Below are 12198 nucleotides of genomic sequence, written 5' to 3'. Positions count from 1 at the left end.
AACAAGGTGAAAGCTATTAGGCATTATCTTGGCCTGTCTATGGCGGAGTTTGCCAAGCGTCTCGGTATTTCAGTTGGTACCGTGTGTATTATCGAGCAGGGCGGGCGCGATGTGTCCGATTATGTACGGGCAAAGCTCGCGCGCCTTGAAATGGAATTAGACGACGATTTTTATTTGTTTATGGAAAAATTTAATCAGAATACCCCATTTTAACTTTATTTTAGCACTTTCGGAGCGTTTGTCAAGTGAAATTTTAAAATATCCGATGATGGCCAGTACGCGGCCGGAGGGTAAGCGGAAGGAGCGAGAGAGTGAGAGAAACACGGCTGGACGCCCTTATATCGTATCTCCGAGCATTGGCGGAGCTAAAAAAGGCGGGTCATCATGTAACGCTTGAGATTAACGATATTTTACGCAAGATTGACGAACAACTAAAAAATTAAATCGAGGGAGAGATCGAGAGAATGAAAGTATTAATTGAAATTTATCGAAGACTAAACAGGATCGACGCAAGAATCGAAGGTATGCGGGCAGGTGAGCGCGCATGAGTACGGAACTAAAAACATGCACGCGCTGCCAGCAGACGAAGCCGATCGAGGAATACTACGGCGCCAAGAGGTCGTATTGTATCGAGTGTGAACGGGAGACAGCGCGCGAACGTATGCGTAAATATAATGCAACGTTTAGAGGACGAGCTATGACGGCATGGCGAGACGCCAAGAAAGCCGCGGCTAAATACGGCGTATTCGATGACTTAACGGCTAATGATGTTATGTTCGTATTTGCCATTTCGCATGGCGAGTGTAGTTACTGCGGAGAGGTGACGGACGATTACCAGTTAGAACATATCGTACCATTAAGCAAAGGCGGAAAAAATACGCTTAGTAACGTAACTTGCGTGTGCAAGACTTGTAATCGTTCGAAGTTTAACCACGACTTACTAACGTGGCAAGATCGGAGCGATAGGCCGGACGACTTCGAGATTTTAACGACTATTGAACGAATGGCAACGAGGCGCGGCGTACACATAGAAGTTATCTTCGAAGAATTGAAGGAACAAGCGAGGGAGCATAAATAAATGACGAAGCAAAAGCGAAACAGGCGGAGACAAGCCCGCCCTATGTCTGTAAATCTATCGGAATTATTGACAACGGAACAAATCGAACTATTAAAGGAGAGTGCGAAAAAGAATGAGCGAACAACTATTTACAAAAGACGACGTAAGCCAAATCGTAAGACAGCGCGTAAACAAGCTGAATGAGCGTATCCACGAACTGGAAATAGAACTCGAAATCCTAAAACTTGATAAGGAGCGGGCGGACTATGAGCGAAAATCAGACGGAAACTGAACAGCTATATAACGGAATGAAGCCGAAGGAAGCTACCGAAGATCAAACGGACGCCCTTCTCGAAATTGAGCGCGAGATCGAATCCTATCAATCGAAGATAGCGAAGCTAGACGAACGGCTCGCCGGATTTAAGGCGGAAAGTATTGCGGAGAGCAAGCGCAAGGCCATGCGGGAACTACACTATAACGACGAGCAGATCGAGCGTTATCTCGAGCACGTCGAAGGCGAAACGGACGAGGAAATTAAGCAGTCCGTTTTTAATTTAATGCTTGAGATTCCGCCAGCAATTAATTATGTAGACCCGAATCCAATGTCAGGGCGAAGTTATCGACCAAAGCATAAAGACCCGACCGAGCTAGGCAAAAAAGTATTTGAACGCATAAAAGATAAATTACGTTGGAGGTGGTAAGTATGAGCGAAAAGCTAGAGCAAACAAAAGCCGATTATCTATCGAAATTAAAACAAGTAAAACTCGCGGAGGCTGGCGTCAGTATAACCGACGTTGATATTTACACTAAATATATTACCGGAGACAGCCCGGAGGAAATCGAAAAGCAGGCGCAAGCGGTAGCGGCAGATATTAAGCGAGAAAAAAGTTACACGGACGTATATGTTGATGACAGATCATGGCGACCATTCAAATAAAAAGGAGACGATAAAATGACAAGGCTATTCACGTACCAATCAGATGGAAATATCGAAAAGCATAGAGTAATTCATGCTGAACATGAGCAAGCGCAGGCACTACTTGACAGTGGTAAGGCGGTCAAGTTAGATATTCCGGAATTGCAACGATTGGAGCAAAAGGCGGACGAGCTGCGAACAACTTACCGCGCTAATGTCGACCGTATCCGCAAGTCGGACAATCCGTTATTGCAAGACGAGAAAGTACAAAAGTATGAACTCGATAAACTCGAAAAGGAATATCGCGCCAAGACTGCGGAAGTTGAGGCGGAATGGAAGGCTTACCGAGCGCAACAAATCGAAGAAGCGAAAATAAGAGCCGCGCGGGCAGTTATTAAGGTAACGGACAACGATCGAGCCGTCGCGGAACAGTTTAAAAATAGGGCAGCGTTAAAACTAGCGAGCGCCAGCGATAAAGGCGTGGCATTATCGGAGATTAAAAACGAGATTAACTTGCTTACAGACGGACAGCGAGTAGCTTTACAGGGCGAAATTGCGGGCCTAATCGGAGGAATCGAAGGCAATGCAACGCACAAGCAAGCGATCATCAGCGCCGTACAGGATATTCGTAATAGCGACTTGCTCGCGGTCAAAGTAGCCGAACAGTTGCCGACAAGTGTACTAGGAAAGCAGCGAATCGATGACATCGCGCGTCGGGTCGTACAAGACGAAGCCAGTAGCGCACTAAAAGGCGGCGGAATTGACCGTGAGTTTTACGAGGAACACTTAAAAGGAAAGGGAGCGATTACTAGATGAATAGCGTAATGATTAACTTAGAGGCGTTGGCGTCGGGTATCGGTAAACAAGGAGTAAATCCGGCGGTTAGCTTCTATCATATCGCACATAATCAATTACAGACGGATGAAGAGCGGCAAGCGTTTAGATTAGGAGCGCTGGCAATGTTTGCCGACGTAGGCAAGATGCGATTAAGACGCGCTTATTATACGCATCAATTCCGTAAAGCTATGAAAAAATTAAACTAATCGGACAAGCCCCGATGAAGCGGAGCGCAAACGTGGAGGGGATTATCGCGAGGACGTCCGCTGACGGACGAAGGCGGAGGGAAGTCGGACCTTCCGCCTTACTATTTTTAAGGAGTGAAACGATGAAAGACGATTATAATTTTAAGCCAGCATCAAAGCTGACGATAGAAGAACTAAAAGCAGAGAATAAACGACTTGCCGCAATGATAAAAGCTGACCGTGAGGCGCGGGGAGTGCCGCCGGAGCCGCCCGCCGACTTTGTATCGGTTGCTATGGCGTGGACTCTTTACGAGCGTTGCCAGCCATTGCATCAATTCGCTATTAAATACGCGCAGCTATGCGATAAAGCCAACGAAGTTTTACCATTATCGGATGAGCAAATACAATGGGCGCAGTCATTCCGGCCATATATCGAGCTAATAGGCAAGGTAAAAGACTCGACCGGTATTAAAGTATTGGGCGTCTGTTTGGCCGTCCTTATATCGAATATAGAAAAACATGCAGAATATGATTCTGCTTTCGAGTTAGTACGGTCAATGTTTATTAGTCTCGACTTTTTAAAAGGCGAGTATCATCCGCCGCGTCTCGATCAATACGCCTGGATATGGAACGCCGGCAAAGAGGAAAACGATAAATTTCGCAGGGAAGTTTACGAGGAATACGAGCGATTGAAGGACGAGGAATATTTCGAAGTAGAATACAAAAGATTGTGCGATCATTTCGATTCAATCAGACATCTATATTAAGGAGGTTATACAATGTCGGAAAATTACATTACTTTCGAGGAATTAAAGCAACGATTGACGCCCGGCCAGCGGTTGGCTGCCGAGCTGATTGTCGCCAATGACTTCGCCCCAAAAGGTGAGAAGAAAACGCTAGACCAAATTGCGGAGGAAGTAGGCATTACTGACCGCCAGCTTTATAATTGGCGCCAAAATCCGGACTTTACCCGCTACATGGCGGCTATATCGGACAACAAACTCGATAATTACCGGAGCCTAGCCGATAGTCAGCTCATTAAACTGATACAAGGTACGAGTAACAACGGAGTTGCCTCTATCAAAGCTTTGGAGTTGTTCTATCGGCTGAACGGACGTATGCAGGATAGGCAAACGCTTGTCGTCGAAGATAGCCGCAAGCCTGCGTACTCGCGAGACGAGATCAGCCGCGGCTTGGAAGAACTGAACAAATACGTTAATTAAATGTTTGGCCCTGATGAGGGCTTTACGCATGGCCGGAGGTAGTACGCAGCGGGCGGAGATCATAGGCATATGATGTTTAGCGGAACGGGCTGGCTTTCGGGCTAGTCCGTCTTTTTTTTTTATGCAGAGAATCGCGTTTAGAGCAATCGAGTAGAGGCGTCGGCGTACTATCGGCCTTTCATTGCGAAATAGGGCTTGTAAGGTAGCGCCATTATCGGTATAATCGTTGTAAGCGTGTGACATACCGTTAGACTTAACGTACATACCAACGTTTGACATACCGTAGACTTACCGACTAAAAACCGTTCACCTTGACAGGGTGGAGGTCGCTGGTTCGAACCCAGTCGGAATCACTCATACAAACCTTGATATGACGCTGTTCTTTGAAAATAGGAATAGCGTCTTTTTCTTTGTATGTGTCTGCCAGTGATCAACGTGTGACCAATTCATAGCAAGTCGTCAAAAACGTTGCTTGCTTTCTCATCGTCTTTTTCTCTGACATGTGAGTAAATATTCATCGTTTTTTGATGTTTTTGTGTACAAGTCTTTTGTACAACCTTCATATTGATTCCCTCACTTAACACCAAATAGACGGAGGAGTACCGCAGGTCATGGAAGCGAACCTTTTCGATATCGCCCCATGCCTGATCACGAGAATTTTGTCACGATCCTTGTTATAAAATCTCCAGCCAGATCAATGGAAGAGCTTTCAATGTTAATCAAACATTTCTAATACACCTAAAGGATCAAAACAAATAGTATAATTGTCGATTGTAGTGTAGGGGCCGTACTTTTCGCGATAGCGCTGGATAGCCTCCTCTAAAAATTCCTCTGTTACTCCGAGAAACTCCGCCAACTCATAACGGTTTCGGACTGTTGATTGATGTGCTTGTACAATTTTTTGGAGAGGGAACAGCTTTTCATAAGCCCATGAACGGGCTTTTAATTCTTGTTTTCGATTTTCAACTTTAGATTGATCTAGGATGTTTCCTGCTGATGTATAGTAATGGCCTAATTCTTCTGCTAAGATGCATGCTTTTTCAGAAGTAGTCGCAAGGTGTTTATTAATCCAAATATTGTTGTTACAATATAATCCTTTAATGGTTGGTTTCATAGGTTTTTCGTAGATATCGACTCCCTTGTCAGAAGCCTCTCTTAGAAGTCTGTCATACATTTTTTTCCCCCTTTTGTTTTCTTTTTGATTTTACGAATTCCATAAACTTTTCTATTTCTTCTAATTCATCTTCGGTCCATTCCTCTCCTTCGTGATGGGCAGCGATTGTATATAATCCGCCTTTTTCAGTTACGCGTGGTTTACTCTCTTCGCTTAATCCAGCTAAATAATCAGCAGATACCTGAAAATAATCGGCAAATATCCTCACTATTTCCATTCTGGGATCAGATTGTCCGTTTTCATAGCGCGAAATCATGCTCTTGCTTATTGTCGTTTCATATTTTTCGTTCAATTTTTTCGCCAACTCTTCTATGCTTTGGCTCCCTCTTAATTTTTTTATCCGTTTACCAAATACACTCATGTTTATCTCCCTTTGGCATTCCTGATTTAGGAATATAATATAATATGTATTCCTTAAATGCAACATTAGACAATATTTTTTTCCTTTTAAGGAACATTTTTTATTGACATTGAATATGGCATGTTTTATAGTAAAGGTGTTCCTATTATGGAACAAAAGGAGGACTGAAATTTGAGTAAGCAGAGACGAGCCTATGATAAAATTAAAGCATTTTTAGTTGAAAATGGCTTTAAGCACCGAGATGTAGCAAAAGTGATCGATACTAAACCAAACACTGTTAGTAAAAAGTTAAATGGCTTCGGTGATTTTACATTAGAAGAAGCTAAAAAAATTCATACGGAAATGGGCGTTCCCATTACATATTTTTTTGAATGTTCAGTTCCTATAAAGGAACGAAAGAGCGAGTAAGTGTATTGGGAGTGTGGCGATTGCCCAGCCAAGAGACGTTGGATGATTCTAAAAGGATTCTACTTGATATTCGCATCCTCATTGAACATCAGACATTGTTTTTAAAGATGATTACCGCAATTGTCATTTGTAAAATCATTCATATTTATAAAACTGAGAAAAAGTATATCACGATCCGAATTTTTTAACGGGAAGTGACATGAATGAATGTAAAGTGGATCAAGCTTAGTACACAAATGTTTGAAGACGAGAAGATTCGCCTCATTGAAAATATGCCGGAAGCCGACACTATTCTAATCATTTGGGTGAAGCTTTTGGCCCAAGCTGGAAAGACAAACGCGAGCGGATATATCTATCTAAGCGAAAATGTCCCATACACGGACGAGATGTTGGCAACTATTTTCAATAGACCGCTTAATGTTGTAAGAATGGCTCTTAAAACATTAAAAGCATTTGGGATGATTGACATTTCGGATGAGCATTTTATCAGTATTACGAATTGGGACAAACATCAAAACATTGAGGGGATGGAACGAGTTCGAAAACTGAATGCGGAAAGAAATAAAAGGTATAGAGAACGAAAAAAACGAGCAACGTTAAATGACGTTAGCGTGACGTCACGTGATGGCACAGATATAGATAGAGATCTAGATAAAGATATAGATAATATACCATATGCCGAGATAGTCACCTATCTTAACAAAGCGGCTCATACCAATTATCGACATACAACGAAGAAAACAAAAGCTTTCATTAAAGCCCGTTGGAATGAGGGATATAGGCTGGAGGATTTTAAAACTGTCATTCATATCAAATGCAAAGAGTGGCTCGTTGATAAAAAGATGAATAAATTCCTTCGGCCAGAAACATTATTCGGAACGAAATTTGAATCCTACCTTAATCAAAAAGGCGGTGTAACAAATGGAGAAAATCACGATTCCGGAAAAATGGCCAAAGAATATAACATACCATTCTGAAATATGTGAACGGCACACTTATATAAAAGACGGGCTGGAGATCGTCAAGCCTATTCAAATGATGATGGTAGATGGTGAATTGGTTTGTCCCCGCTGTGAATTGGAGAAAGAAGATGACAAACTGCAGGAGGCCATCCAAAGGCGGTACGATGAATTATTAAAGCGAAAAAATTATAACACTTTTTACAACCTTAGTATATTATCCGATAAAACGATCTTGGCAGCTACATTAGATAATTATGAAGTTGAACACCAAGAAGCGCGAATGAACAAACGAACAGTTGTAGAATCGGTAGCCCGTTTTAAAGATGGCCAAGTTTTTAATTTGGTTCTTCAAGGTAATCAAGGTGCCGGGAAAAGCCACTTAGCTTATGCCGCTCTACGTGAATTGAATGAGAGTGAATTAAATGCATCGTGCCTATTTGTCAATGTAGAAAGCATGATGAGGACGATTAAGGATTCGTTTAACAACAAAGAGAGAAAACACACCGAAAGCTATTTTGTAGAACTGATGTCCAAAGTTGATTATCTCGCGTTGGATGATATTGGCGCAGAAACTGGCGCGATCGGCACCGATAAAGTTGCCACCGATTTTGTTCAAAGAGTTTTATATGCGATTACTACCACCAGGCAGGATAAATCTTCAATCATTACTACAAATCTCTCAAGCGAAACACTGTTTCACATGTACGATAAAAAACTGGTATCAAGGTTGTTTAGAAACCCCAAGTTTGTTGTATTCAAGGAAACCAAGGATAAGCGGATGAATAATATTCCTTTTTAGTAATGTGAACAAGGCCAATGTACTTAATAAAATTGGATGGGGTAGTTGTCAAGTGAAATTTTCAAAAGGCTATGTGAAAAATGGGCGGATGCAAACACTGTATAGAGAGTTTTTTTAATAGTGAATAAACTAGATATTCATTCAGACAGCTTTAAGGAGGGGTTTTTAATGGGAAATTGGGCAGATATTTTAATTCAAGAATACTCAGAAGGAAAAAGACAGCTTGATAAATTACGCAACAGTTTAGATGAAACAGATCCTATGGATATGCAAGATAGAAAAACAATTAGCAGCATGATTGGAGACATGGATTTTGTGATCAAGTGGCTTGAAACCGGGCAGCAACCAGGTGTCATGCGCGGGATAGACGTAAAAAGTGTATATCAAAAACGATCATTAGAAACGATGGAATTTATCCCAGATATAATGGAACAGTTGGAACCAAATCATAAGCCACTAAGTTTAAGTGAAGAACAAAAGAAAGTTTTGCTGAACATATTATCTTCTTTTTCCTTTAGGGAAAGGCAATGTTATATTTTGCATGTTGCTCAAGGATTGAGCATGTCCGATATAGCAGAAATGCTGAGTCTTAAAAAGAGGACCGTCCAACAGTATATTGAACGGGCAAGAAAAAAAGTAGAACAAGTGGTTTCATGACGTACGACTTGTCGTATGAAGTCTCTATTAGTGAAGGGTGCTTTTCCTTAACAACTGATCGCGAGGTTGAATTTAACCTGAAACAATGAGACAGAGTTGATAGCAAGAAAAAGACCCTATAGCTTTTCATTTTTTTGCGATTGACCTAAGCAAGTCATTAAAAGGCTTATTTATTATGTTCAAAATCAACTGTTCAGAGGCTTCAAGGAACATTTACCAAGAGCGTCAAATTGCACAGCTATTGGAAATCTAGGTATTTGTTGAAGGGAAGCGTCTGGGAAAGGGGAGAAAAGGATGGCATATAATTTTCCTATTTGACTAACATTCTGTCGATCGTGTCATATGGAATCCAGAAGGAAGCCGAAAGAAAAATGGAATCCGAGCCTGATCAAAAAATGTCTCGGAAAAATGAATGGAATCATAGGGATATCAAATCCAACAGGAGGGGTATAAATGTCAGTAGAAACGCAAATGCAACATGGTAAAAATAAAATTTTGTTATTCAGAAAGTTAGCTGATCAAAATCAAGAAGCTGCAAAACTAGCTTTCCAAACGGAACACACATTTACTTATTCCCGAGAACTAGAAGCGCTCGTCACAAAAGATGGACGAGTTATTCAAGTTGGCGGTCTTGAAGCGGAAGTGGAGGTCAACGCTATTCAAGCTAAAGGAGATCCACTTGGAAAAATGTTGCAAGAAGCCGTCATAAAAGGTGAAAAACTAGAATTATGGGAAGTGACCGTTGACGAGGATTTAAAAGATGCAGAAGGAAAATATCCTGCTGTATATGCACAGGGTTATCTATCTGAATGGGAAGATCCTGCAAACGCAGAGGAAAATGTAACGATTTCCAGTACATTTACAGTTGAAATGGAACCGCAATTTGGACGCGCGACTTTAACAGCAGAACAAGAACAAGCTGCGCAGTATGCATTTAAAGATACAACAACAGTTACTGAACCAGCGCCAGAAGGACAATAGATTGTAGAAGGGGATTTACTCCCTTTCTACATCATTAAAAAAGAAAGCGGGGATATCGGATATGAAATTAATGATTAGCGGTAAAGAATATGAATTGAAATTTGGGATTGGTTTTATTAAAAAAATGGATCAAGTTTATACAGCTAATATGAATGGCGTGGAATTTGGCATGGGTATTGAACAATCTTTGTTTTATTTTAAAACGAAAAATCCAACCGTGATTTTCAATGTCATAAAAGCTGGAACGGATCATCTTCAATCGAAGCCGTCTAACAATGACATCGAAGCCGAATTGGAAAAAATCGCTTTCGATGGAAAGTTGAACGAATTATTTGAAACGCTAGAAAATGGAATGAGAGAATCGGTTTTTTTGAAACAGAAGATCGAGGATTTCGAGAAGAAAGCAAAGGTACAACAATAAAAACATCACGAGAAACGTACGATGGAATTGTAATCAATTGCTTTAGATTTCTTGATTGCAAGAGCCTGTATGAAATCAATACCATGTCATTAAAAGAATATGCATACAAAATGAGAGCATATCAATTAAAAAGAATAGATAAAGAACATGATATGCATATACAAGCATGGTTATATCATATGGCGGGTGCAACAAAAGAGCAAGGAAAGAAACAAGTTCCTGTATTTAGGAAGTTTCAGGATTTTTACAACTATGAAGAAGAGCTTAAAAAAGTAGAAAGACCGCAAAGAAGCAAGCTATTCCCTAAATGGCAGCGGATGGCTTCTTTGGCTGCAAGAATAAATTCAGGGAGGGGGATTGCTGATGGGTGAAAGTTATTCTGTTGAAGCATATTTAAAAGCGAATGGTGCTGATGCTTTTTCAACAGCATTTAAAAATGAAACTGGCTCCAAAGGGCAAAAGGCAAAAAAAGGAAAAGAATTTACAAGCGGCTTTAAAAGCGTAATGGCAGCAGCTACAACAGGGATAGCAGGATTTGCCGGATCTGCAATAATGGAAAGCGAGTTATTTCAAAATGCAATAGGCCAAGCAGAAGCCGCTTTTGTTGACTTTGCGACAGCAGTGCTGGAACCGGTTCTTGATCCGTTAATGGATGCATTTAGCACCGTAACTGGTTTATTGAGTATAGCTGCTGATTCTTTGAGGAATTTCAATACGCTTTCGACAGAAAATCAAACGACCATCCTTCTGGTAGCTGTCGCTTTAGCTACCTTAACAGCAGCTATCATCGCCTATAATGCATCGGCGATCAGTGCGTTTATAACAACAGGGATATTAACAAACGCAATGGCCGCTTTTTCTACTATTGGAGCATTTTTGGCATCACCAATAACTTTAATCATATTTGCTATTGGAGCATTAGTGGGAATACTCATTTATCTGTACAACACGAATGAGACGGTAAGAGCAGCCATGCAAACGGCATGGGCTTTTATATCTGGAATCATTCAAACGGTCATAACGACAATACATGAATTTGTAATGACTATATGGGGGCAACTGGTCGCATGGTGGCAACAAAACAACGAAATGATCCTACAAGCTGTACAAAACGTGTGGAATGTCATTAGTGTTGTTATAGGCGCAGTAATGATCGTGATTTGGACCATCATGCAAACAGTGTGGCCTGTCATTAAGGCGTTAATTGTATCTACTTGGGAATCAATAAAAGGGGTAATACAAGGCGCTATCAATGTGATTTTAGGTATTGTTCAGTTTTTCAGTGCATTATTTACTGGCAATTGGTCGGCAATGTGGGATGCGATTAAAATGATATTTACCGGCGCATTACAGTTGGTTTGGGGATTAATTAATCTCTTTTTTATCGGGAGAATTCTAGCGATTGGCTCGCTTTTCGCTGAAGGTCTCAAAAATCTTCTTCAAGCCATGTGGAATTTTATAACCCGTGTTTTCCAAACCGGAGTAGACTGGGCAAGGAGCGTTGTCAGTACAGGATTTAATTTCATATCCTCTATTATTTCGACGATAATGAACGTTATTAGATCTGTCATTTCGGGTGTTTGGAATGGTATCGTCTCTGTTATATCAACTGTTGTAAACACAATAAGAAGTGTCATAAATGATGTGTTTAATGCTTTGGCTGGCATCGTGCAAAGCGCGCTGACAAATGTAAGTTCGGCCGTATCAGATGGCATTAACAGTGCGTTAACGGCTGTTACTGACATGGTCAGCAGGTTTTTTGATGCTGGAAGAAATATTGTCACTTCCATAGCAGACGGCATAAGTTCGGCTATTAGCATAGTGACTGACGCAATTGACAATGTGGCATCAAGAATTCGTGATTTCTTGCCGTTTTCGCCAGCAAAAGAAGGGCCATTACGTGATATCCAAAAACTAAACTTCGGAGGCACCATAGCACAAAGTATCAAAAGCGCTGTTCCAATAGTGCAAAGGGAAATGAAAAAACTTGTAGCGATACCGAATGTTGAGCCTATTAACATTGCGGGGCAGATGGCGGGTGTTAACCAGATGGCCAATGTACAGATGAGGAGTACTATGGCTGGTGAAATGAGCATTGGCAAAGAGCCTGCCTATATCCATTTACAGCTTGGCAACACGGATTTTAACACATTTGTAGACGATATTTCCAATACACAAAGCCGCAAATTAGCAAGGCTAAGGCGTGCGCCAAGATAG

21 protein-coding genes are annotated in these 12198 nt (G+C 41.2%); 19 read left to right on the top strand and 2 right to left on the bottom strand.

The window, feature by feature from the left end; translation table 11 throughout:
• From JOC94_RS20360 to JOC94_RS20320, 10 genes are all read left to right on the top strand, one after another.
• A partial coding sequence (locus tag JOC94_RS20360; protein ID WP_205180245.1) for a helix-turn-helix domain-containing protein occupies positions 1 to 213 on the top strand: 213 nt, incomplete at its 5' end.
• Positions 214 to 311: 98 nt separating this feature from the next.
• Positions 312 to 443 (top strand): hypothetical protein, encoded by a 132-nt coding sequence (locus tag JOC94_RS23270; protein ID WP_268921013.1) that lies wholly within the window; start codon positions 312 to 314, stop codon positions 441 to 443.
• Positions 444 to 697: 254 nt separating this feature from the next.
• A complete protein-coding gene (locus JOC94_RS20355; RefSeq protein WP_171973835.1) occupies positions 698 to 1078 on the top strand; it encodes an HNH endonuclease in 381 nt (126 codons plus the stop codon).
• Positions 1079 to 1190: 112 nt separating this feature from the next.
• Complete coding sequence (locus JOC94_RS20350) at positions 1191 to 1349, top strand: hypothetical protein (protein WP_171973834.1); 159 nt, start codon at positions 1191 to 1193, stop codon at positions 1347 to 1349.
• Complete coding sequence (locus tag JOC94_RS20345) at positions 1324 to 1758, top strand: hypothetical protein (RefSeq protein ID WP_077110256.1); 435 nt, start codon at positions 1324 to 1326, stop codon at positions 1756 to 1758. Before JOC94_RS20350 ends, JOC94_RS20345 begins: the two co-directional genes overlap by 26 nt.
• Before the next feature lie 2 nt (positions 1759 to 1760).
• Positions 1761 to 1994, top strand: coding sequence for a hypothetical protein (locus JOC94_RS20340; protein ID WP_077110255.1), 234 nt, complete (start codon positions 1761 to 1763; stop codon positions 1992 to 1994).
• A gap of 15 nt (positions 1995 to 2009) precedes the next feature.
• Positions 2010 to 2789 carry a hypothetical protein gene (locus JOC94_RS20335; protein WP_077110254.1) on the top strand — a complete coding sequence of 260 codons (780 nt, stop codon included), beginning with the start codon at positions 2010 to 2012 and terminating at the stop codon, positions 2787 to 2789.
• Positions 2786 to 3016 carry a hypothetical protein gene (locus JOC94_RS20330; RefSeq protein WP_077110253.1) on the top strand — a complete coding sequence of 77 codons (231 nt, stop codon included), beginning with the start codon at positions 2786 to 2788 and terminating at the stop codon, positions 3014 to 3016. The genes JOC94_RS20335 and JOC94_RS20330 overlap by 4 nt, the downstream gene beginning before the upstream one ends.
• Positions 3017 to 3138: 122 nt before the next feature.
• Positions 3139 to 3762 (top strand): hypothetical protein, encoded by a 624-nt coding sequence (locus tag JOC94_RS20325; RefSeq protein WP_077110252.1) that lies wholly within the window; start codon positions 3139 to 3141, stop codon positions 3760 to 3762.
• Positions 3763 to 3774: 12 nt separating this feature from the next.
• On the top strand, positions 3775 to 4218 hold the full coding sequence (locus JOC94_RS20320; protein WP_205180243.1) for a phBC6A51 family helix-turn-helix protein: 444 nt from the start codon (positions 3775 to 3777) through the stop codon (positions 4216 to 4218).
• Between the two features lie 715 nt (positions 4219 to 4933).
• Here the strand turns inward: JOC94_RS20320 and JOC94_RS20315 are convergent.
• Both JOC94_RS20315 and JOC94_RS20310 read right to left on the bottom strand, forming a co-directional pair.
• Entirely contained in the window at positions 4934 to 5392 is a 459-nt protein-coding gene (locus tag JOC94_RS20315) for an ImmA/IrrE family metallo-endopeptidase (RefSeq protein ID WP_077111987.1), read from the bottom strand.
• Entirely contained in the window at positions 5385 to 5753 is a 369-nt protein-coding gene (locus tag JOC94_RS20310) for a helix-turn-helix domain-containing protein (protein ID WP_077111988.1), read from the bottom strand. Before JOC94_RS20310 ends, JOC94_RS20315 begins: the two co-directional genes overlap by 8 nt.
• Before the next feature lie 171 nt (positions 5754 to 5924).
• Here JOC94_RS20310 and JOC94_RS20305 point away from each other — a divergent pair, with 171 nt between their 5' ends.
• The 9 genes from JOC94_RS20305 (at position 5925) to JOC94_RS20265 (ending at position 12198) form a co-directional block, all read left to right on the top strand.
• Positions 5925 to 6161, top strand: a complete 237-nt coding sequence (locus JOC94_RS20305) for a helix-turn-helix domain-containing protein (RefSeq protein WP_077111989.1) — start codon at positions 5925 to 5927, stop codon at positions 6159 to 6161.
• A gap of 20 nt (positions 6162 to 6181) precedes the next feature.
• Positions 6182 to 6349 carry a hypothetical protein gene (locus JOC94_RS20300; protein WP_171973914.1) on the top strand — a complete coding sequence of 56 codons (168 nt, stop codon included), beginning with the start codon at positions 6182 to 6184 and terminating at the stop codon, positions 6347 to 6349.
• Positions 6350 to 6364: 15 nt separating this feature from the next.
• On the top strand, positions 6365 to 7138 hold the full coding sequence (locus tag JOC94_RS20295) for a phage replisome organizer N-terminal domain-containing protein (RefSeq protein WP_077111990.1): 774 nt from the start codon (positions 6365 to 6367) through the stop codon (positions 7136 to 7138).
• Complete coding sequence (locus tag JOC94_RS20290; protein ID WP_077111991.1) at positions 7083 to 7922, top strand: DnaA ATPase domain-containing protein; 840 nt, start codon at positions 7083 to 7085, stop codon at positions 7920 to 7922. Before JOC94_RS20295 ends, JOC94_RS20290 begins: the two co-directional genes overlap by 56 nt.
• A gap of 168 nt (positions 7923 to 8090) precedes the next feature.
• Positions 8091 to 8579: a sigma factor-like helix-turn-helix DNA-binding protein gene (locus tag JOC94_RS20285; RefSeq protein ID WP_077111992.1), complete on the top strand. Its 489-nt coding sequence runs from the start codon at positions 8091 to 8093 to the stop codon at positions 8577 to 8579.
• A gap of 453 nt (positions 8580 to 9032) precedes the next feature.
• Positions 9033 to 9560: a phage major tail protein, TP901-1 family gene (locus JOC94_RS20280; RefSeq protein ID WP_077111993.1), complete on the top strand. Its 528-nt coding sequence runs from the start codon at positions 9033 to 9035 to the stop codon at positions 9558 to 9560.
• Positions 9561 to 9621: 61 nt separating this feature from the next.
• A complete protein-coding gene (locus JOC94_RS20275; RefSeq protein ID WP_077111994.1) occupies positions 9622 to 9981 on the top strand; it encodes a tail assembly chaperone in 360 nt (119 codons plus the stop codon).
• A gap of 83 nt (positions 9982 to 10064) precedes the next feature.
• Positions 10065 to 10352, top strand: a complete 288-nt coding sequence (locus JOC94_RS20270; RefSeq protein WP_077111995.1) for a hypothetical protein — start codon at positions 10065 to 10067, stop codon at positions 10350 to 10352.
• Complete coding sequence (locus JOC94_RS20265) at positions 10339 to 12198, top strand: phage tail protein (RefSeq protein WP_205180242.1); 1860 nt, start codon at positions 10339 to 10341, stop codon at positions 12196 to 12198. The genes JOC94_RS20270 and JOC94_RS20265 overlap by 14 nt, the downstream gene beginning before the upstream one ends.

Origin of the sequence: Siminovitchia thermophila, from assembly GCF_016909185.1 — a bacterium.
GTDB lineage: Bacteria > Bacillota > Bacilli > Bacillales > Bacillaceae_C > Siminovitchia > Siminovitchia thermophila.
Note: the sequence above shows the minus strand (reverse complement) of the source record. Positions and strands in the feature narration are given on the sequence as shown.